The organism is Micromonospora pisi, from assembly GCF_003633685.1.
GTDB classification, from domain to species: Bacteria; Actinomycetota; Actinomycetes; order Mycobacteriales; family Micromonosporaceae; genus Micromonospora_G; species Micromonospora_G pisi.
Genome location: NZ_RBKT01000001.1, coordinates 6,649,733 through 6,670,033 on the forward strand (window position 1 = coordinate 6,649,733; position 20,301 = coordinate 6,670,033).

Genomic DNA, 20,301 nt, shown 5'->3' on the forward strand with positions numbered 1-20,301 from the left:
ACGGCCACTCTTTCCGGTGGCTGCCGGCGGCTAGTGCGGGCCCACGTCGGTGATTCGGATGACCGCCGCGCCCGCCTCGTCCGAGGCGGCCAGGTCGACCTCCGCGCTGATTCCCCAGTCGTGGTCACCGTTCGGGTCGTCGAAGATCTGCCGGACCACCCAACGGTCCCGCTGCTGGTCGATCATCAGCAGCGCCGGACCCCGGGCCTCGGGACCGGTGCCGATGTCGTCGTACGACTCGAAGTACGGCTCCAGCGCGTCCGCCCAGTCGTCGGCGTTCCAGCCACCACCCTCGGCGTCCAGTTCGCCCAACTCGTCATAGCGGCGCAGGGCGGCCAGCTCCACCCGACGGAACATCGCGTTGCGGACCAGCACCCGGAACGCGCGCAGGTTGCCGGTGACCGCCGGTGGACGCAGGTCGATCACCGCCTCGGAGCCCTCCTCGGTCGGGTTGCGCAACCGCTCCCACTCGTCGATCAGGCTGGAGTCGACCTGGCGGACCAGTTCGCCCAACCACTCGATGAGGTCCACCAGTTCCTCGGTCTTGGCGTCTTCGGGCACGGTCTGCTTGACCGCCTTGAACGCGTCCGCGAGGTAGCGCAGCACCAGCCCCTCGGAGCGGGACAGCCCGTAGAAGGAGACGTACTCGACGAAGGTCATCGCCCGCTCGTACATGTCGCGGACCACCGACTTCGGCGCGAGCTCGTGATCGGCGACCCACGGGTGGCCCTGCCGGTACATCTCGTACGCGGCGTCGAGCAGCTCGACCAGCGGCTTCGGGTGGGTGACCTCGTTGAGCAGCTCCATCCGGGCTTCGTACTCGATGCCGTCGGCCTTCATCTGCGCGACCGCCTCGCCGCGCGCCTTGAACTGCTGGGCGGAGAGGATCTGGCGCGGGTCGTCCAGGGTGGACTCGATGACCGACAGCGCGTCGAGTGGGTACGTCGGCGACTCCGTGTCCAGCAGCTCGATCGCGGCCAGTGCGAACGGCGACAGCGGCTGGTTGAGCGCGAAGTCGAACTGGAGGTCGACGGTGAGTCGGACCCGTCGACCGGACGCGTCCGGCTCGTCGAGCTGCTCGACGACACCACCGGCGAGCAGCGCCCGGTAGATCGCGATCGCCCGGTGGATGTGCTTGCGCTGGGCCGCCCGGTCCTCGTGGTTGTCGGTGAGCAGGTGCCGCATCGCGGCGAACGCGTCGCCGGGGCGGCTGATCACGTTGAGCAGCATCGAGTGGCTGACCGTGAAGCTGGAGGTCAGGGTCTCCGGCTCGGCCTCGATCAACCGTTCGTACGTCGGCTGACCCCAGCCGATCGAGCCCTCCGGCGGCTTCTTGCGCACCACCTTGCGCCGCTTCTTCGGGTCGTCGCCGGCCTTGGCGAGGGCCTTCTCGTTCTCGATCACGTGTTCGGGAGCCTGCACCACCACCCGGCCGATGGTGTCGAAGCCGGCCCGCCCGGCCCGTCCGGCGATCTGGTGGAACTCGCGCGCCTTGAGCAGCCGGGTCCGTACGCCGTCGTACTTCGACAGGGCGGTGAAGAGCACGGTCCGGATCGGTACGTTGATCCCGACGCCGAGCGTGTCCGTACCGCAGATGACCTTGAGCAGGCCGGCCTGGGCGAGCGTCTCCACCAGGCGGCGGTACTTCGGCAACATGCCGGCGTGGTGTACGCCGATGCCGTGCCGGACCAGCCGGGAGAGGGTACGCCCGAAGCCGGCGGTGAAGCGGAAGTTGCCGATCGCGGCGGCGATGGCGTCCTTCTCGGCCCGGGTGGAGACGTTGATGCTCATCAGCGCCTGGGCGCGTTCCAGTGCGGCGGCCTGGGTGAAGTGCACGACGTAGACCGGCGCCTGGTGGGTGGTGAGCAGCTCTTCGAGCGTCTCGTGCAATGGCGTGGTCACGTACGAGAAGAGCAGTGGCACCGGCCGTTCGGCGTTCTTCACCACGGCGGTGGCGCGCCCGGTACGCCGGGTCAGGTCGTCGGTGAACCGGCTGACATCGCCCAGCGTGGCCGACATCAGCACGAACTGCGCCTGGGGCAGTTCGATCAGCGGCACCTGCCAGGCCCAGCCCCGGTCCGGTTCGGCGTAGAAGTGGAACTCGTCCATGATCACCAGGCCGACGTCGGCCTGCTCGCCGTCGCGCAGCGCGATGTTCGCCAGGATCTCCGCGGTGCAGCAGATGATCGGGGCGTCCTCGTTGACGCTCGCGTCGCCGGTCAGCATCCCCACGTTCTCCGCGCCGAAGATGTCGCAGAGGGCGAAGAACTTCTCCGACACCAGGGCCTTGATCGGGGCGGTGTAGAAGCTGACCCGGTCGCCGGCGAGGGCGGCGAAGTGGGCGCCCGTCGCCACCAGGCTCTTACCCGAGCCGGTGGGGGTGCTCAGGATGACGTTGGCGCCCGAGACGATCTCGATCAGCGCCTCTTCCTGGTGGGGGTAGAGGGTGAGCCCCTGATCCTTGGCCCAGTTGGCGAAGGCGTCGAAGAGCAGGTCTGGGTCGGCGCTGCCCGGCAGCTGGTCGGTGAGCGTCATGGCCGGTCAATCGTGCCTGGATCATCCCGCCAACGCCAATCCGTTCTGCCGGCACGCCGGGGCGGCCGGTCAGCGGCGGCGGAAGATCAGGTCGTGGATCGGGCGGCCGGCGGCGAGAGCACGCCGTTCGAACTTGGTCACCGGCCGGTGCTCGGGTCGGGGCGCGTACCCGGCGTACGCGTTGATCAGCATCGGGTCGCCGGTGAGTGTCTCGAGCATCTGCTGGGCGTACTCGGACCAGTCGGTGGCGCAGTGCAGCACCCCACCCGGCGTCAGCCGGGAGCGGAGCAGCTCGATGTGGCTGGGCTGGATCAGCCGGCGTTTGTGGTGCCGGGCCTTCGGCCACGGGTCCGGGAAGAAGACGTGGATCGCGTCGAGGCTCTCCTCGGGCAGGCACCGGAGCAGTTCGACCGCGTCCCCCCGGGCGACCCGTACGTTTGTCAGTTCCCGGCGTTCGGCGACCGCGAGCAGGTTGGCGATTCCCGGCGTGTGCACCTCAACCGCGAGATAGTCTCGGCCAGAGTCGGCGGCGGCCATCGCCACGGTGGCGTCGCCCATTCCGAAGCCGATCTCCAGCACCACCGGAGCCCGGCGACCGAACAGGGTGGCGAGTTCCACAGGCGTCTCGGGGGAGTCCGGAACGACCAGCCCGTAGCTGGGCCAGAGACGGTCCAGCGCGTCGAGGTGCCGTCCGCTGAGTCGGCCCCGGCGGGGATGGAAGGTGCGGATCCCGGTGGGGTGACGTGCGGACATGGCATCGGTCCGGAACTGGTCGGTGGAGGTCACAGGAACGTGAGCCTACGCGATCGGCTGAATCGAACGCGTGTGCTCGGCGTCACTGAATGAGAGAATTCCTTTCGTACGGCAGGCCAGGTGTCGCCCGCCCGGTGCTGCCCGAGGGTGCCGGGAGGGGTCATGAGGTCTCCGGATCGACGCGCTGGGGTCCTGCTCGCCGTCCTTGTCGCGGTCTCCGGTGTCCTCGTCACCCCGTCTGCGGCGTGGGCCGGGGACATCTACGTCCAGCTCAGCCCGAGCACCGTCGAGGCCGGCTACCTGGTCGGCATCCGGGCCAGTTGCAGCCAGAACACCGAGCCGGCGACGGTCGAGTCGGCTGCCTTCGGCACCGTCACGGCCCAGCCGCAGGACGGTTTCCTGACCGCGGCGGCACTGGTGCCGGAGGGCACCGATTCGGGCACGTACCGGGTGAAGCTCAACTGTCCGGACGGGCGCAACGCCTCGACCCAGTTGAACGTGGTGGCGGCGGGTCGACCCAAGCGCGGCCCGGCGACCGGTTTCGGCGGGGCGACCGGCCCGGACGCGGGTGATCTGCTGCTCGGTGGTGGGATCGCGGTGACGCTGGCCGGTGCCGTACTCGGGCTGATCGCGTTGCGCCGTCGTAACGGTCCGACGCCGGCCGGTGGCCGGCCCGCGTCCTGAGCGGCACGCCGATGGCCCGCCCGTCGTCCTCCGCTGGCCGCTCCGACGGGGCGTCCCGGCCGACTCCGGGCCCGCGACGCCCCGCCCCGACACCGTCCCGGCCGGCTCCGCGCCCGACGTCGAGACCACTTTTCCCGCCCGGTCCGCCTGGTTCGCCGGAATGGCCGGGTCCGGAGCGGGGCGCGCCCCGCTCGACGCCGCCGACCGGCGGCGGGCACCGTGCGGCGGGCGGCACCGGGGTACGGGCCCGCCCGGACCGGGCCCGTGGGACGTCACCGCTGCGCTGGCTCTGGCCGGAGCCGAGGAGGTACCCGCCGGCACCCCCACCCCGCCCCGGCCGTCGGGCTCCCCGTGGCCGGCGCCGTTGGATCGGGCCGCTCTCGGTGCTGCTGGTGATCCTCGGGGTCTTCGCCACCGGGGCGGGACTCGGACATTCCGGCAGCAGTCTCTGGGGCACCCTGGCCAGCCGCGCCGACCGGCCCCCACCGCATGACTTCCCGGTGATGGAGCCGAGCCGACCGGTCCGGGTGGAGATCGACTCGATCAGGGTGCGGGCGCCGGTGCACCAGGTCGGGCTCGCCGACGACGGTTCGATCGCCGTACCACCGCTGGAGAGGCACAACGAGACCGGCTGGTACGACCGGGGACCGACCCCGGGACAGTTCGGCCCGGCGATCATCGTCGGGCACGCGGACACCCGGGACGGTCCGTCGGTCTTCCACGATCTGTCCAAGCTCCGCCCCGGTGCGCGGATCGAGGTGACCCGGGAGGACCGTTCGGTGGCCATCTTCGAGGTCAACTCGGTCGAGCACTTCGACAAGGCGAAGCTCCCGGAGGAACGCCTCTACGGCTCGTACGAGCGCCCGGCGCTCCGCCTGATCACCTGCGGCGGGCAGTGGGTCGGCGGCAGCATCGGGTACGCGGACAACGTGGTCGCCTTCGCCTCGCTGGTCGACACCCGCGACCCCTGACGCTTACTGCCGGTCCGGCGGCATCCAGCACATGATCCGGTCGAAGATGGCGCGTACGTCGGGTGGTGGTCCGAGGGCGGAGTCGTAGACGTGCAGGTCGGAGATGGCGTCGACGAACTGTGTGCCGAGGTAGAGCATCAGTGCGATGCGTTGGTGGCGGAAGCTGACGGTGAGGTCGAGTCGGGCGTCGGCGCAGGGCCAGGGTTGGGCGCAGATCCGGCAGCACCAGACCGGGCGTAATGGGAGATGGAGTTGCCGGCTGGCGACCGGCTTCGGGTCGATCACCAGACCGGCCCTCGTGGCGTGGCCGGTTCCCGATCGAGCAGAACGCGGCGCCGGATCACGTATTCGGCCTCGGGCAGTTCGGGCTTGCCCATCGGCTTTTCGATGCCGCGCACGGTGATCCATTCGGTGTCATTCGCCCCCGCGTCCATCGGCAGGTGCGTGATCCGCAGGTGGAGATCATCCATGGCGTCCTGGTGGCCGGGCGCGTTGCCGCCCCGGTGATAGTCGTCCGCCTCGGCGTGGACGATGTCGCCGACGTTCAGCGGGAACGGCCGCCCGGTCATCCCCGGTATCCGTTTCGCCGGGCGATGTCATAACCGAGTCGTTGGCCGTACGTGATGAGGTGCTGCCGGTGCACGGCGGTCGGCTCGTCCGCCCAGGCCGGGGGAGCCGGCGGCGGCGGTGCCGGGGTTGCCGGGGGCGGGCTCGGCGTGAGCAGGCGCAGGATGAGGTCCCACCAGAACTGGACGACGAACATCGCACTCCTTCGGTGATTGGAATGCGGGGCCGTCCCGTTCGGGAAGGCGGGACGGCCCCGCGCGACTCCCGCCCGTCCTTGCCGGTGGATTCGAGCGGAAGTGCTTCCCCTCCACCCTGGACCGATGACCCCAAGTACCGGAATATTGGCAACCAGCAACAACACTGACGCCCCCGACGATCCCCCGGGAAGGACCGCGAATGTCGATTCAATACGGAGGCTTGGCAAGAATCCTCAAGTTTGCCCGCGCCAAGTCCGGGCTGACGCAGGATCAGCTCGCCGAACGGTTGAACGTGTCGACGTCGCTCATTGCCAAGATCGAAACAAATCGCGTGGTGCCGCAGTCCGACACGGCGCGAGCACTTGACGTCGTGTTCGACTCCGGGGAGTTGTTCCAGGAAATGTCCGCCGAGGCGCGGGCCTCCTCCGGCGGCTCGCAGTGGATCAGGCCGTGGCTGGACTACGAGGAGCACGCCACCATGGTCCGAAGCTTCGAGTTGGCGGTGGTCCCCGGCCTGCTCCAGACCGAGGCGTACGCCCGGGCCATCCTCCGCGACGCCGGAACGCGCGTGCCGGACCTGGACGTCGCGGTGGCGACGCGGATCGAGCGGGCCCGTGTGCTGCACCGGGGCGAGCAGGCGTGCCGGCTCTTCGCCGTGATCGACGAGGCGGTGCTGCGCCGCTCCGTGGGTGGGCCGAAGGTCATGGCCGACCAACTGCACGCGATCGTGCAGGCGTGCTCCCTGCCGACCGTCAGCGTCGCCGTGGTGCCGGCCTCGGCGGGCGCGTATTCCGGCCTCAACGGACCGCTGGCGCTCGCCAGCGTCGACGGCCGGACGGTCGGATTCCTGGACGACCCCCTGGACGGCCGGGTGGTCGAGGACCCGGAGCGGGTCAATGCCCTGGAAGAGGTCTGGGAGACCGTCCGCGAGTACGCTCTACCCGGACGCCCGTCCCTCGAACTGCTCATGGAGGCAGCGGAATCATGGAGCTGATCAATCTGCCGCGCTGGCGGAAGTCCTCCCGCAGCAACGGGCAGGGCGGCAACTGCGTCGAGGTGGCCGACAACCTCGCCGACCGCGTGCTGGTCCGCGACACGAAGAACCGCGACGGCGGCACGCTGACCTTCGCCCCCGAGGCGTGGCGCGCCTTCGTCGGCTTCGCCAAGCAGGGCTGACCAACCTTCGGCAACACCCCCGCACCTGCACAGGTGCGGGGGTGTTGCTGTGTCCGGAGCCGGGCGGCGTCGGGCTCACCCAACGGCGGCCGGTGCCGGGTCGCGGGCCCCTCGACCAGGCGGATGTCCTTCCGCGACCGGTCGAGGGCCCGCTCGGTGACCCGGCGTCTCCCTCACTCAGGCTGGCAGCAGGGTGAACCGTGCCGAGCTGCCGATGGCCGTCTGGTCAGCGATGAGCGGACCGGCGCCGGCGTTGGAGGAGCCCACGTACCGGCCGTTCACGGTCGCCCGCAGACTCACCGTGCCATCCGAGTTCTTCACCAGCGTGAACGTCTCCCAGCTCCCGACGGCCGCCCGATTGGCGATCAGGGGTCCGGCGCCGGCCTGTTCCGCGGACACGTACTGGTTGTTCACCCGCGCCCGCAGTGCCACGTTGCCGTTGCCGAGGTCCACCAGGCCGAAACGCTCCCACTCGCCGACCGCCCCGACGACCGTGACCAGGTTCCCCGCACCCGCGTCCGACGCGCTCACATACTTGCCGTTGACCACGGCCTGTAGCGCGACCGTGCTTTCCGACGGCGACGGCGACGGGGTGGGCGTCGGAGTGGCACTGCCGGTCAGGATCCGTAGGGCGTCGACCATCCCGAGCGCGGTGGAACTCTTGTTGACGATCCGGATCGTGTGTGTGCCGCTGGCCATCCCGTACCGGCTGAACACCACCTGTTGCACCTGGCGCGCGCCGGTGGCGTTCAGGTTGACGTTGGCCTGGAACACGTCATCGAGGTAGACGTCGACGTTGCCCATGTCGCCGTTGCGCTCGGAGATGTACTCCACACCGGTGCCCACGAACGTGTACTGCGCGACCGCACCGACGGCGAACGTGTGGTGAGTGTCGTCGTTGTAGTCACCGACTCCCCGATTGTTGGTGACAGCCCAATTGTTGTCGTAGGTGAGAAGAGTGTCGTTGACCATGGTGCTGGCCGCGTTGTCGGAGGTGCGCCCGTCGAGATAGTTGACCGTCTGGGTGACGGTCAGACCGACCAGGTGCTGCATGTCGACCCGGCTCCGCTCCTCGGCGATCACCTGCGCCAGCATGGTCTTGCCGGACTGGTTGGCGCTGATGATGAGCTGGTCGAACAGCTTGTTCACATCGTCGATCATCTTCTGGGTGAGGATGACCCGGTCAGCCGTGCCGGTCTTGATGGCGTCCAATACCGGTGCCATCGTCTGTACGGTCTGGACGAACTGAACCAGCAGGTCACCTTCCAGCGTCAGTACCGCATCGAGGTCCGGGCTGAAGACGTAGTAGAGCCTTTCGTAACGGCTCAGGGCCGGCGACGACCCGGACTCCATCACGTCCCGGACGTGCAGCAGTGCTGCGAGCACCTCGTCCTCAGCCGCGCCGTTCGGGTTCAGACCGGTCGCGTGCTCGGTGATCGCCGCCGCCGCCACGCAGCTGATGGTGGTGCCGCCGCCGGAGCAGCCCGCCGGAAAGGTTTCCTTCATGCCGTCCAGTACGCCGACCGTGTCCCAGGCCTGGGTGGTGGCCGCTACCTGCGAGGACGTTGCCCCGAACAATTCGGCGGCGGATTGGATCCAGCCGACGCGGGCGGAGGCGAAGTTCGCGAACGAGGGCGTGCGGTACGTGAGCGTGCGGTACGCGATCTTGGCAGCCTGGTCGGTGCCGACGGCGTTGGCCAGGTTGTAGAAGGCGTAGTTGGGGATGCCGCTGTTCGTGTGCACGCCGCCGTGATCGGAGCAGGTCAGAACGTACTTGCTCATGTTCGCCGGCTGGTTGTGCGAGGCCGGGTCCGCCATGCTGCGGATGGCGCCGACGATACTGTCACCGCCCATGATCCAGTCGTTGGCGCCCTTGACCGACTTCTCGACCATCTCACCGAAGATGTCCGAGTAGCTCTCGTTGAGCGCCCCGCTCTGGAATTCGTATTCCAGTCCCGAGCTGGTTTCCGTGATGCCGTGGGTGAGTTCGTGCGCGGTGACGTCCGTGGTGACCATGCCCGCGCCGAAGGTCATGGAACTGCCGTCCCAGAAGGCGTTCCGGTAGTTCACGCTGTAACGGACGTTCGCCTTGAGCGGCGAACCGACACCGTCGAGGCCGTCGCGGTTGAAGTTCTTGGCGAAGTATTCGTAGGTGGCGCCCAGCGCGTCGTAGGCGGCGTCCGCGTCGGCGATCCCGCTCGCTGCCTGACCCTCCACCCGTACGATCCGGCCCTGCTGGGTGGTGATCCCGGCCGAGTCGCGGATCTCCCGGTGCAGGCCGTTCTTGATCATCGACTGGGCCGCGACGATGTGGCGATCCCGCAAGGCGTCCACGAAGTACCTGTTCACCGTCTCGCCGGCGTTGCCCCGCAGCTCCACCTGCCAGGTCAGGAAGGCCAGGCTGCGCAGCCCTTCCTGCGGACGCCCCGCGTAGACGACCAGCTTCGGCTCACTGACCAGCTCCCCGTCGGGAAGCGCGTTCCGGGCGCTGCGGACCGCAGCCTCGCGGTTCACACTCGGCACCGTCGTATCGGGGAACACGATGTCCGGCCGGAGACCGTTGGCCACCGACGACACGGTGCTGCCGTCCTTGTCGATCTGCACCTGGACGCGGGCGCCGTACACCGCGACGCCACCGTGCTGCTGCTCGAACGAGACGTGCCGCATCCCGAGGTCGTCGCGTTCGTCGTGGCTCTGACGCAGCATCGTGGTCGGGTCGGCCACGCCGAACACCTTGGCGTTGGCGCGCAGCCAGCTCGGCAGATCCTTGCGCAGCGGGCTGCGCAGGGCCAACACCGACGGAGTGCCGGTGGCGGCATTCTGTGCGACGGCGAACCGGTCACCGGCCTCGACCCGCAGCGCGGACAGAGCCTGCTCGACACCCTCCGGACGGAACGGCCGCGCCGACGCGCCAGGCACGGGTGTGGCCGGGGCGGCTGCCGCCGCGTTCGACAGCAGCAGCGGCATAACGGCCAGCGAGGCGACCGCCACCATGCCGATCCGACGGCGACGGCCGGTGGCCGGCTGGTCGATCCGGGCGGCTGCCGGGGTACGGAACGCCACCAGCGCGCCGCCGACGAGCAGGGCACAGGCAGCCGACGCGATGCCGGCGAGCACGGCCGACACCGAGAGATCCACCAGGGAACCCGTGGTGGGTTGCACGCTGACGAGAACGGCGGCGCCGGTCAGCGCGCCGTAGCCAGCCGACGCGCCGGCCAGCAGCGACCAACGCGGGAGCGCGTACCGGCCTGAGGCGGAACGCGCCAGCGAGCCCAGCACCGCGCCACCGACGAGCGGCCCGGTCACCAGGAGCACCAGGGCGGAGCCGCTTCCGATGACGTCGGCCGCCGTCATGCGCCCGGAGATGTTCAGCACCACCGAATGCCACTCGATCGGCACACCGCTGGCGGCGGCCAGCGCGGCCAGGACGCCAGCCACGTCACGACCGAGGAGTTGGGCGGCGAAAGCGTCGAAGCCGCCGCTGCCGCCGACCGCCTTGAGCGCGAGCCAGGTGACCGCCAGCGCGATTGCCAAGCTGAGCAGGCCGGCACCACCAATGACTCCAAGTATTCGTCCGAATCGTCGGCCGAACACAGCGCGAATTGAATTCACGACACCTCCAGGGCAAGGGGAATCACCCGTCAAAAACCGCACGCGAATACCGGATCGAATCAACCGCTCCAGTCGTACGCCGTTGTTCTGTGGCGCCGGATGTGGTTACTGACAGGTAGCGTCATCGGGTGCTTGGGTTTCCGATGATCTAGGGAAAATGCGTGCGGATACTATGACTTCCCCAGCGTCCTGTCCAATGGCGCTTAATGAATGCGCGTCGTCGCGTTGTCGTGAAACCGCAGAGTGAACACTTCCCCTTTGTGACTCTGCTGGTCACGGCAGGTACAAGCAGCCCTGATATCGATGAGGGACGGAATTTGAGCGGGGCGGCAGTCGATCAAAGTCGATGCCCCACCGGCGATCCTCGCCAAGCCGCTTCACCCCACCCCACCCCACCCCACCCCACCCCACCCCACCCCACCCCGATCCCGCCCCCCGCCCCATCGCCTCGCCCCCCTCCCCTCGCCCCGTCGATCTAGGGCAAATCCGGGTACACGGAGATCACCTAGCGACGAATTGCCCTAGATCGACGAGGCGGTGCGGTGCGTGCGGGGCGGGGAGGGGAGGGGGGAGGGGGGAAGGGGGGGTCAGGTGAGGGGTACGACCTCGAACTCCAGGAGGTTCGCGCCGGTGGAGACCGGCTTGGGTCGTTCCCCGGAGGGGGTGCCGCCCTGGCCGTGCGCCTCGCGAGCCGGACCACTCGCCCACGCCTGGTACGCCTCTTCGCTCTCCCACTTCGTGTAGACGAAGTAGCGGGTCTCCCCGCCGACCGGGCGGAGCAACTCGAAGCCGAGGAACCCGGGCTGGTTGTCCACCGCGCCCTTACGGGCGGCGAAGCGCCGCTCCAGTTCCTCGCCAGCGCCCGGAGGGACCTCGATAGCGTTGATCTTCACGACTGCCATGGCACCAGCCTAGGCCGGGCCGCCCGGACCGTCCGTACGCCTCACGGCGTGTCCGCACACCATGACGAGTGCTGATCCGAGCCGGCTTGCGCCACGCGGGTGGTTGCGGCCCTGGCCGGTGGCGAATACCGCGGCCGGGCGGAGAGTTTCGCGGGTACGTCGACGACGGTCTCACCGTCGGCCACGAGGCGTTGGATCAGGCGCGTGGTGTTGTGCGTTCGGTGCCGCCGTGGACGTCGCGGTACCTCGACGGCGGAATCCCGTACCGCCTCAGGAATGCCAAGCGGAGCGTCTCGGCCGAGCCGAACCCGCAGCGGGCCGCCACGCTCGGCAGCGGCAGTGAGGTGGTGACGACGAGGTGCGCGGCTGCCGCTGTGCGGGCGTGTCGGACGAAACGACCGGGCGTCTGGCCGACGTGGGTCAGGAACTGTCGGGTCAGGTGTCGCGGGCTGACCCCGGCGACGCGGGCCAGCGCCGCCATGCTGACGTCGCCGTCCAGGTTCGCGTTGATGTGGTCGACCGTGCGCCGTACGACGTCGTGATCAGGTGGCGGCGCGGCCGTGAACATGCTCATCTGAGCCTGGTTGCCGGGGCGCTGGAGGTACGTAACCAGGTTGCGGGCGACCAGACGGGCGAGTTCGACGCCGTGATCCTCCTGGACGAACGCCAGCGCCAGATCCAGCGCGCTGGTGACGCCGGCTGCGGTGGAAATGTTCCCGTCCCGGATGTAGATCGGGTCGGGGTCGACTTCGATGTGGGGATACTGCGCGGCGAGCGCGTCGGCGAACCGCCAGTGGGTGGTCGCTCGCCTGTTGTCGAGCAGTCCGGCAGCGGCCAGGACGCTGGCACCAGTGCATACCGACGCTACCCGTCGGCTGACCCGGGCCAACCGCTGGACGTGGGCGATGACCAGCGGGTTCGTGGCAGCCCGAGCGTGACCGAGGCCGCCTGAGACGATCAACGTGTCGACTGGCCCGGTGAGCCGTTCAAGCGCCTGCCCGCTCTGCAACACCAGTCCGGGACCGCACGTGACCGGAAGCCGTCCCGGGCTGACCACCGTGACCCGGTACGGCGTTCGCAGATCGCCGATCCCGTTCGCCATGCCGAGAGTCGTTGTCACACAGGCAATGTCGAGTAGTTCGGCGTCGTCGTAGCCGACGATCGCGACAGGTCGTGCGTCCACAGTGGGAGCCTAGGCCCGACGGACCGGCATCCCACAGTTCCGGACCTGCCCCGGCGCAACAATGGTGCGACGCGCGGGACGCGGCAACGGTGTGGTCATGACAGAGAGATCCTCCACGCTCGACACGGTCACCGACCCGGATGGTGACACGGATGCGACCCGACCAGCCGGATGGCTGCGCGTGGCGTCGGCGCTGGCTCACCGGTGGCCGACCTGGCTGGCGCTTGCCTTCGCCGCCATCAACCTCGCCGACCTGGGCGACGGCCTCGAGTACACGTTACTGCTTGTCCTTCTCGCTGCTGTATATCTGATTGTCACGGTCCTCGACCGACCACGTGCCACGTGGCCGGTGCTGTATGCGTTGGTGGCCGCCGTTGTGTGCCTGCGCCTGCTCGACGTCGATCCAATGCCCGTACTGGTGGTCGTCGCGGTCGCGGTCGTGGCGGTGGGCCTGATCAAAGGCCGACTGCGCAGGCCCGGTCTGTACGCGCTACAGTCACCGGCCGCAATGGGGATCATCGCGCTCGGCCTGGCTGCCCTGTCCGTACCTGCCGACATCGGACGTTATCTCGTCGCCGCCGGTCTGCTGGGCCACGCCGTTTGGGATGCTATCCACTGGCATGCCAACAAGATCGTCAAACGGTCCTTCGCCGAGTGGTGCGGCGTGCTTGACCTCGTTCTCGGCCTAGGGATCCTGATCCTCGTCGGCTGAGCCGCCGCGGCCGTCGCAGGTACGTCTCCCACGGCGATGTCAGCCGCTGAGCAGCCAAACCGCGCACCTCGGTCGGGTGCACCCCCATGTCGAGATCGGTACGACTGATTTTGCTGAGCCGGACTGCCGCTAGCATCGTCGGCATGGCGACGCGGCTCGTTCAGATCAACATGAAGGCTCGGGACGACTCCGCGCTGGGCGGTTTCTGGGCGGCGGCGCTCGGCTGGGGTGTCTCCAGCGAGGGACCGGGCGTGACCAACCTCGAACCCGAGGGCTTCGTCTACCCCGACCCCGTCGCCGTCTGCCTCGACCTCGTTGTCTCCCCGGAACCCAAGACGGCGAAGAACCGCGTGCACGTCGACCTCGCCACCACCTCGGCGGTCCATCAGGCGGAGGTGGTGGCGCGCCTGAGAGATCTCGGCGCAACACCTGCCGACGTAGGCCAGGGCGACGTCCGATGGGCGGTCATGGTCGACCCGGAGGGCAACGAGTTCTGCGTGCTGGACCCCCGACCGCTCTACCGAGACACCGGACCGATCGCCGCGGTAGTGGTCGACTGCGCGGATCCGCGAGCCATGGCCCGCTTCTGGGGCAAGGCGATGGACTGGGCCCTGCACGAGGTGACCGATCACCAGGCGGTACTGCGTTCCGCCAAGGGCGTTGGCCCATATCTGGAGTTCATCCGTACACCCGACGTGAAGACCGGGTGGAACCGCGTCCATCTCGACGTCCGCCCGTACCCGGGTGACGACCTGGCGGCCGAGGCGGCCAGACTGCGGGCTCTCGGCGCCACCGTCATCGACCTGGGCCAAGACGACGTCCCGTGGACCGTCCTCGCCGACCCGGAGGGCAACGAGTTTTGCCTCCTCACCCCGGGCTGACCCTCGCCGCTCAGTTACCGCGCGAGGTGTCCGGCGTGCCGAGTCTGGGCTCCAGGACGACCACCGCGGTCTCGGACGGCCGCCGCGCCGCGTAGGCGTCCAGTTTGGTGTCGATTTCGCGCCAGCGGGCCCACAGCCGCATCCGTTCGTCGGCTGTTGCGGCGCGACCGCGCACCAACCGCCGCCCGTCGACCAGATCAACGGTGGAATCCGGGTGCGCCAGCAGGTTGAGCCACCAGGCGGGCTCACCCTCGCCCCACCCGTTCATCGCCAGCGATACCAGATTCGGACCGTCCTCCAAGTACGCGATGATGACGCTGTGCTGCCGGCCGGTGCGGCGCCCGGTGGTGGTCAGCCGCAGCGTCCCCCAGGCATTGGCGCGTGGCCGCCACAGTCCGACTCGGCCAGCAAAGACCCGGTACACGCCCCGATGCACCGACCAGGCCAAGCGAATGAACCATCTCGGCGGAAGGTGCGGTGGTTTCGCCTGGCGCTCGACCGACATGGCGACCTCCTGCACGCTCAACTGGCTGCGGACATAGACAGGACGCTAGTCCCTTCGGTAGGCGGCCGGTAGAGCCGAACGGCCCGCCGATGCGCGCTGCATCTCCTCCTCGTCGGCGTTGCGTCGGCGCAGCCAGTCGAGCAGAGCGTTCCCTTGTCGAAGAACTGAGCCGCTGCTCGCCGAGACGGCGTGGGGCATTCCACTTGTCGCCGCCGACCAGCCAGACCCTCCGGTGGTCATCGACACCGGGTCAGGATGGCGACCGTACCTTCATCGACTTTCCTTTGCCTGCGTCGACTTTGCGCTTACCGCCGCGATCGACCAGGAGGGCGCGGCAGTGAACGCGTGCGAGCTGCCACCGGACCAGGTGTCCTCGGTGATGGCGCGCTTTGACCGCGTACCGTTGCCGGATTCGCCTATGTGGATCGAGGCTGAGGACTCGCCCGTCCGTTGGTACCCGCGGCTTCACCGTTGCTCGGTATGCGGAACTGTCGACGAGCGGATGTCTCCACCGGTGCCGGTCCAAGGTTGGCGGACCGCTGGCGCTGGTTGGCGCGAGCCAGGATGACACGCGGGCGGACCCGCGCAGGTGCCGGCCGACCTCCGATCGCCAGGAGCAGCAAGTCGGGCCGCCGACAACTGACGACACGCCGCCCGGCTGAGCATGAAGTACAAATGAAACAGCTCGATGATTGACTTCGCACGGAAGATCTTGGCCGGTCTGCCCGACGTTGAAACCGGGTTGGATCGGGACAGCGAGAGGTCGAATTGTCGGTATCAGTGCTTGACCTGTCGGTACCAGCAAGGCCGATGCACAGCCGGATCGATCGTGGGGTCCGATTGACGCCGGAAGGGCGGCCTGCTGGCTGACCGGGCCGTCAAGATCGTGGGAGGGGAACGAGCGTGACACCGGTGGCCGCTGCCAAAGGACAGGTGACGGCTCACCGACGGTTCTGGCGCTCGACAGGAAGCTCACGCGAAGGCGACGAGGGTCGCTACGAGGAGGACTGAGCAATGACCAAAGGTATGGGCAGGGTGATCTGCGACATCACGATCTCGATCGACGGGTACTCGGCCGGGCTCAACCAGACCGAGGAACGCCCGTTCGGCGACGACGGCGGTGACGGCTCGGGCGACAAGCTGCACGCCTGGATGTTCGACACTCCGGAGGAGAACCGGGCCGAGGTCGACCAGTGGACCGCCGCCAAGGCATTCATCATGGGGCGCAACATGTTCGGCCCAGTGCGTGGCGAGTGGGATCGGCAGTGGAACGGCTGGTGGGGCGACAATCCGCCGTTCCACGCCCCGGTCTTCGTACTCACCCACCACGCGCGCGACGCGCAGCCAATGGACGGTGGCACCACGTACTACTTTGTCACCGACGGAATTGAGTCGGCACTGGCACAGGCACACGCTGCGGCCGGCGACGGCGATGTCGTGATCGCGGGCGGCGCGACCGCCATCAACCAGTACCTCGCCGCCGGCCTGATCGACGAGCTGCGGCTGCACATTGTGCCGCTCACGCTCGGCGCCGGCACGCGGCTGTTCGAGGGCGTCCCGCCGCTGAAACTGGAGCAGGTGAAGTCGCGGGCAGCGAGCCTGGTCACGCACGTGACCTACCGCGTGCTGGGCTGAGCCGGAGGGCGGTGTTGCGCGACGACCAGCGGGTTGCAATACCGCGCTTCGGGCTCGGACTGACACTGCTGACGCCGGGCTTGGCCATCGACCTTGCCGACGGCGGCGGCGCCGCGCGCGTCGTCTGTTCCTTCGCCGTCACCGGGCGGCGCACCGATGGCTGAACCGGTTCGCGGGCACGTATCACGTTCGGCACACTGGCGGTACCAGGTGACTCAGGTGGTGTTCGCGAGCGGCGAGGGGTTGAGTCTGGCAAAGCCTTCCTGCCGCTGATAGGGGAAGTACGGGTACGGCGCGGTGCGGGTGCTGGCAGTGTCGAGCCGGGCTGTCTGTTCGGGTGTGAGTGACCAGCCGACAGCGTCGATGTTCTGCCGCAGTTGTGCTTCGTTGCGGGCGCCGATAATGACGGTGGCTACCGTGGGTCGTCGTAGTAGCCAGTTGACCGCGATTTGTGGCACTGCTCGCCCGGTTTCCCGGGACAGGTCTTCGAGGACGTCTACGACGCGGAACAGGTGCTCGTCGTCGACCGGCGGGCCGTATGCGGCGGTGGCGTGCAGCCGGCTGGTGGCGGGTGGCGGTGTGTCGCGGCTGATCTTGCCGGTGAGTCGTCCCCAGCCGAGTGGGCTCCACACCACGGCTCCGACGCCTTGGTCGAGGCCCAGGGGCAGCAGTTCCCACTCGTAGTCCCGGCCGACGAGGGAGTAGTAGACCTGGTGTGCCACGTACCGGCTGCGGTGGTCCCGGTCGGCTGCGGCGAGGGACTTCATGAGTTGCCAGCCGGCGAAGTTGGAGACGCCGAGATAGCGGATCTTCCCGTCCCGTACCAGGTCGTCGAGTGTCGCTACGACCTCTTCGACGGGTGTTGCGGCGTCGAAGGCATGTAGCTGAAACAGGTCGATGTGGTCGGTGCCGAGTCGACGCAGGGCCGCCTCGACCGATCGAATGAGCCGCGCGCGTGAGGTTCCCGCGTCGTTGGGTCCGTCGCCGGTGGGCAGGCCACTCTTGGTCGAGATCATGACGGCGTCGCGTCGGCCTTTGATCGCTTGTCCCAGCACCTCCTCGGACGCGCCGTCGGAGTACACGTCCGCTGTGTCGAACATGCTTATCCCGGCGTCCAGACAGATGTCCACGAGGCGTCTTGCCTCGCGGGCGTCCGTGTTGCCCCAGGCGCCGAAAAGCGGTCCGGAGCCGCCGAAGGTGCCGGCGCCGAAGCTGAGGGCGGGCACGGTGAGTCCGGATGCCCCAAGTCGTCGGTACTCCACGATGACAGCCTTCCGTTAAGGGGACTACAGTTCCGTTAATGTGTGGGCTACGATAGCAGCCACCCGCAGTTAAGGGAACTGGAGACCCGTTATGGCCGTCGGTGTGATCCGACCCGGAGGGCGGACCGCCCGGGTCCGCGCCGCCGTACTACGAGCTGCCGGTGACGCACTCGTCGAGCACGGCTTCGACCGTCTCGACCTCGCGGACGTGGCGCGCCGCGCCGAGGTGGGCAAGACAACGGTCTACCGCCGCTGGGGTACGGCCGCCGGCCTCGTCGCCGACCTGCTGACGGACATGGCGGAGCAGTCGCTGCCGCGAGCCGACACTGGATCGCTGATCGGGGACCTGCGCGCCAATGCCCGGCTGGTGCAGCGCACCCTGGTCGACTCGCGTCAGGGTGCACTGTTCCGGGCGGTCATCGTCGCCGCGACCTGCGACTCCCGCGCCGCTGAGGCTCTCCATCGCTTCTACGCCGTCCGGATCGCCGAGTGGGTCCCCTGCGTGGAGCAGGCTGTGCGGCGGGGGGATCTGCCCTTGGGCACGGACGCGGCCGAGGTCATCCGTGCCGTCTCAGCACCGCTCTACTACCGTCTGCTCGTCAGCGGAGACCCCATCGACGAGGCCACGGCAGACCGGGCCGCCGAAGCGGCAGCGGCAGCCGCCCGCGCCGGCGTCCACGCGGCCAGCGGTCCCAACTGACGACACCGCCCATCCGGATCTGCCGCCGACCGTGCGCGCAGGCGGACGCCGAGCCGTCACGCTCGGTGGTCAGCGTCCCGTGACGCGGCATCCTGAACTGTCGATGAGCGTGCACCTGATCTTGCGCTCGGTCGCACAGGCCTCCGGAGTCGATGACAGTGCGCTGTGGACGCTCAGGCCGCACCGTGCAGGGCTTGGTGTAGATGGATGGCGTATGCCTTGGGGTGGGTGGTGTTGCCGTTGTGGCCGCCGGGGAACTCGGCCAGGTCGCTGTCGAGGAGTGCGGCGAGTTCTTGGGCGCATCGGTAGTCGAAGACGGTGCGTGGGGTGGTGCGCCCGGCGGCGGGGATGATGCGGATGTCGGTAAGTGCGGCGATGTCGGCGATGTCCAGGGTGTCTCGTGTGATCGCGGTGAAGTCGTGTCGGATGAAGGTGTCGAAGTTGGCGATCCGTTGGGGTGTCATGGGTTGCGGGGTCAGGTTGGACTCGGCGTCCTGGTTGGTGGGGTCGATGCCGAGGGCGGTGGCGATTTGTGGGAGGGCGGCGGGTAGCCCGCCGTCGCGGTAGAGGTGCTGCAGGTCGGCCAGTTCGTGTTCGTGGTGGGCGCGTTCGGCCGTGGGTAGCAGCCATGGGGCGACGGGTTCGTGTGCGATGAAGGTGCTGATCTGGCCTGAGTGGCGGACGGCGAGGTGGAGTCCGATGACGGCGCCGAGGCTGCAGCCGAGCATGAGGGCCGGCTTGTCGGTGAGAGCGGCGAGCAGGTGGTGCACGTCGTCGGCGTGCTCGGTCAAGGTGCCCGGCCGTGTCGGGTCGGTGAGGGTGCTGCGGGATAGTCCGCGGCGGTCGTAAGTGAGCACGGTGTAGTTGGCGGCGAGGTGGTGGACCAAGTCGGTGCTGCGGTTGGCGTCGCCTTCGCCACTCTGACTGATTAGCAGCAGGGGTCCGGTGCCGCGGACCTCGTAGTAGAGGGTGGCGCCGGGGACCGGCAGCGTGCCGGTCGTGGTGGTTTGAGTGCTGGTCATTGGGGCCTCCGCCATGGTCGTTGTGGTGACTTGACGATCACCATAACCCATCCGATTGGATGCATCTAGCCTGATGTATCTGGTTGGATGTATTGTTGGTCACGTGAACGGAATCGAGTTGTTCCTGCTGGGACGGACATTGATGAAGATCGGCGAGGAGGCCATCCCGACCGACGGGGTCGGTCAGTACTCCACCAGCCACCGGTCTGTGCTTATCGTCGCCAGCGATATCCGCGCGTACCCGGGCAGTTCGATCGGTGAGATCGCCGAGCGGACCGGGTTCCCGCAGAGCAAGGTGTCTGCCTGCGTTGCCCGGCTCCGTGAGGCCGGCGCGATCGACACTGAGGCTGACCCCACCGACCGCCGGCGGCTGCTGGTGCGGCCAGCGGCGCGAATCTCCGCCCGCGTCGATCGGGTCCGCTCGGCCCCGATCGAGGGCGCCCTCGCCGCGGCGCTGGGCACCGATGACCCACAGCGGATCGCTGAGGTGGCGGCCGCCTTGGACACGCTCGCCCGGCACCTCACACCTCAGGCGCTCGCCCGGCTCCGGACCACGTCCAACTCCTTGCCCAGCACCGGCTGACCGCCGCCACCACCCGTACGCGCCTGTGCGTGAGGCCGTACGCCGACAGGTCCGAGCGATCGGGCTCTGCCCAAGATCGAGTGCACGGATTTGCCGCCGTCCGTGCGCGCACGAGGGCGACGAGCCGTCACGCTCGGTGGTCGGCGTCCCGCCACGTGCGGCATACGGATTTGTCGATGAGCGGATGGTTCGTCGATACCGGCAGTGACATGATCAACCTATGGCGGACAACTTGTTTACGTCCGGGCTCTCCGCCTTTGACCAGCTTGGGCGAGGTTGTACATGTGACATACGGGGCCGACCCTGTTAATCCTCATCGCCGCCACGGTCTTCCTGGTCCGCCTCGCAAGACCCTGACCGCCTGCCTCGACCCCCAGGGAAGATAGTCGATGGGCTAGCTTCCCTAGCTAGCCGCGATCCG

General features: G+C 68.5%; 21 protein-coding genes. 10 read left to right on the top strand and 11 right to left on the bottom strand.

Annotated elements, in window-relative coordinates:
* Window positions 1–30: 30 nt before the first annotated feature.
* Both BDK92_RS28635 and trmB read right to left on the bottom strand, forming a co-directional pair.
* On the bottom strand, window positions 31–2,535 hold the full coding sequence (locus BDK92_RS28635) for a DEAD/DEAH box helicase (protein ID WP_121159490.1): 2,505 nt from the start codon (window positions 2,533–2,535) through the stop codon (window positions 31–33).
* A 69-nt stretch (window positions 2,536–2,604) separates the two neighbouring features.
* Window positions 2,605–3,288 (bottom strand): tRNA (guanosine(46)-N7)-methyltransferase TrmB, encoded by a 684-nt coding sequence (trmB, locus tag BDK92_RS28640; RefSeq protein WP_121162666.1) that lies wholly within the window; start codon window positions 3,286–3,288, stop codon window positions 2,605–2,607.
* 162 nt (window positions 3,289–3,450) lie between these two features.
* Here trmB and BDK92_RS28645 point away from each other — a divergent pair, with 162 nt between their 5' ends.
* Entirely contained in the window at window positions 3,451–3,972 is a 522-nt protein-coding gene (locus BDK92_RS28645) for a hypothetical protein (RefSeq protein WP_246017298.1), read from the top strand.
* A 368-nt stretch (window positions 3,973–4,340) separates the two neighbouring features.
* Window positions 4,341–4,943, top strand: coding sequence for a class F sortase (locus tag BDK92_RS40470; protein WP_425462321.1), 603 nt, complete (start codon window positions 4,341–4,343; stop codon window positions 4,941–4,943).
* Window positions 4,944–4,946: 3 nt separating this feature from the next.
* Here the strand turns inward: BDK92_RS40470 and BDK92_RS28655 are convergent, their stop codons facing one another.
* The 3 genes from BDK92_RS28655 to BDK92_RS28665 are packed head-to-tail and all read right to left on the bottom strand — an operon-like array spanning window position 4,947 to window position 5,706.
* Window positions 4,947–5,228: a hypothetical protein gene (locus tag BDK92_RS28655; RefSeq protein WP_246017300.1), complete on the bottom strand. Its 282-nt coding sequence runs from the start codon at window positions 5,226–5,228 to the stop codon at window positions 4,947–4,949.
* On the bottom strand, window positions 5,225–5,512 hold the full coding sequence (locus BDK92_RS28660; RefSeq protein WP_121159492.1) for a hypothetical protein: 288 nt from the start codon (window positions 5,510–5,512) through the stop codon (window positions 5,225–5,227). The genes BDK92_RS28655 and BDK92_RS28660 overlap by 4 nt, the downstream gene beginning before the upstream one ends.
* Window positions 5,509–5,706: a hypothetical protein gene (locus BDK92_RS28665; protein ID WP_121159493.1), complete on the bottom strand. Its 198-nt coding sequence runs from the start codon at window positions 5,704–5,706 to the stop codon at window positions 5,509–5,511. Before BDK92_RS28665 ends, BDK92_RS28660 begins: the two co-directional genes overlap by 4 nt.
* A 221-nt stretch (window positions 5,707–5,927) precedes the next feature.
* On the opposite strand from BDK92_RS28665, the gene BDK92_RS28670 reads away from it, so the two are divergent.
* Both BDK92_RS28670 and BDK92_RS28675 read left to right on the top strand, forming a co-directional pair.
* Window positions 5,928–6,701: a helix-turn-helix domain-containing protein gene (locus BDK92_RS28670; protein ID WP_170208719.1), complete on the top strand. Its 774-nt coding sequence runs from the start codon at window positions 5,928–5,930 to the stop codon at window positions 6,699–6,701.
* Entirely contained in the window at window positions 6,692–6,883 is a 192-nt protein-coding gene (locus tag BDK92_RS28675; RefSeq protein WP_425462267.1) for a DUF397 domain-containing protein, read from the top strand. The genes BDK92_RS28670 and BDK92_RS28675 overlap by 10 nt, the downstream gene beginning before the upstream one ends.
* Before the next feature lie 177 nt (window positions 6,884–7,060).
* On the opposite strand, the gene BDK92_RS28680 is transcribed toward BDK92_RS28675, so the two are convergent.
* The 3 genes from BDK92_RS28680 to BDK92_RS28690 all read right to left on the bottom strand — a co-directional run bounded on the left by BDK92_RS28680 (window position 7,061) and on the right by BDK92_RS28690 (window position 12,580).
* Window positions 7,061–10,417 (bottom strand): M4 family metallopeptidase, encoded by a 3,357-nt coding sequence (locus BDK92_RS28680; protein ID WP_121159495.1) that lies wholly within the window; start codon window positions 10,415–10,417, stop codon window positions 7,061–7,063.
* 665 nt (window positions 10,418–11,082) lie between these two features.
* The gene (locus BDK92_RS28685; protein WP_121159496.1) at window positions 11,083–11,397 is read right to left on the bottom strand and encodes an antibiotic biosynthesis monooxygenase family protein; all 315 of its coding nucleotides are present in this window, start codon (window positions 11,395–11,397) and stop codon (window positions 11,083–11,085) included.
* Window positions 11,398–11,593: 196 nt separating this feature from the next.
* Window positions 11,594–12,580 (bottom strand): GlxA family transcriptional regulator, encoded by a 987-nt coding sequence (locus BDK92_RS28690; protein ID WP_246017301.1) that lies wholly within the window; start codon window positions 12,578–12,580, stop codon window positions 11,594–11,596.
* A gap of 97 nt (window positions 12,581–12,677) precedes the next feature.
* On the opposite strand from BDK92_RS28690, the gene BDK92_RS28695 reads away from it, so the two are divergent.
* Window positions 12,678–13,292 (top strand): hypothetical protein, encoded by a 615-nt coding sequence (locus tag BDK92_RS28695; RefSeq protein WP_147457142.1) that lies wholly within the window; start codon window positions 12,678–12,680, stop codon window positions 13,290–13,292.
* A gap of 143 nt (window positions 13,293–13,435) precedes the next feature.
* Window positions 13,436–14,173 (top strand): VOC family protein, encoded by a 738-nt coding sequence (locus tag BDK92_RS28700; RefSeq protein WP_121159498.1) that lies wholly within the window; start codon window positions 13,436–13,438, stop codon window positions 14,171–14,173.
* A gap of 10 nt (window positions 14,174–14,183) precedes the next feature.
* Here the strand turns inward: BDK92_RS28700 and BDK92_RS28705 are convergent, their stop codons facing one another.
* Window positions 14,184–14,678 (bottom strand): nitroreductase/quinone reductase family protein, encoded by a 495-nt coding sequence (locus tag BDK92_RS28705; RefSeq protein ID WP_121162671.1) that lies wholly within the window; start codon window positions 14,676–14,678, stop codon window positions 14,184–14,186.
* A gap of 1,014 nt (window positions 14,679–15,692) precedes the next feature.
* Here BDK92_RS28705 and BDK92_RS28710 point away from each other — a divergent pair.
* On the top strand, window positions 15,693–16,313 hold the full coding sequence (locus BDK92_RS28710) for a dihydrofolate reductase family protein (protein WP_121159499.1): 621 nt from the start codon (window positions 15,693–15,695) through the stop codon (window positions 16,311–16,313).
* Window positions 16,314–16,324: 11 nt separating this feature from the next.
* On the top strand, window positions 16,325–16,477 hold the full coding sequence (locus tag BDK92_RS39205; protein ID WP_170208720.1) for a hypothetical protein: 153 nt from the start codon (window positions 16,325–16,327) through the stop codon (window positions 16,475–16,477).
* 51 nt (window positions 16,478–16,528) lie between these two features.
* Here BDK92_RS39205 and BDK92_RS28715 read toward each other — a convergent pair whose 3' ends face one another.
* Window positions 16,529–17,575, bottom strand: coding sequence for an aldo/keto reductase (locus BDK92_RS28715; RefSeq protein WP_121159500.1), 1,047 nt, complete (start codon window positions 17,573–17,575; stop codon window positions 16,529–16,531).
* Between the two features lie 103 nt (window positions 17,576–17,678).
* Between BDK92_RS28715 and BDK92_RS28720 the strand changes: the two genes are divergently transcribed.
* Window positions 17,679–18,275: a TetR/AcrR family transcriptional regulator gene (locus BDK92_RS28720; protein ID WP_246017302.1), complete on the top strand. Its 597-nt coding sequence runs from the start codon at window positions 17,679–17,681 to the stop codon at window positions 18,273–18,275.
* 173 nt (window positions 18,276–18,448) lie between these two features.
* On the opposite strand, the gene BDK92_RS28725 is transcribed toward BDK92_RS28720, so the two are convergent.
* Entirely contained in the window at window positions 18,449–19,297 is an 849-nt protein-coding gene (locus BDK92_RS28725) for an alpha/beta fold hydrolase (protein WP_121159502.1), read from the bottom strand.
* A gap of 103 nt (window positions 19,298–19,400) precedes the next feature.
* On the opposite strand from BDK92_RS28725, the gene BDK92_RS28730 reads away from it, so the two are divergent.
* Window positions 19,401–19,880: a MarR family winged helix-turn-helix transcriptional regulator gene (locus tag BDK92_RS28730; protein ID WP_211349401.1), complete on the top strand. Its 480-nt coding sequence runs from the start codon at window positions 19,401–19,403 to the stop codon at window positions 19,878–19,880.
* Window positions 19,881–20,301: the final 421 nt, after the last annotated feature.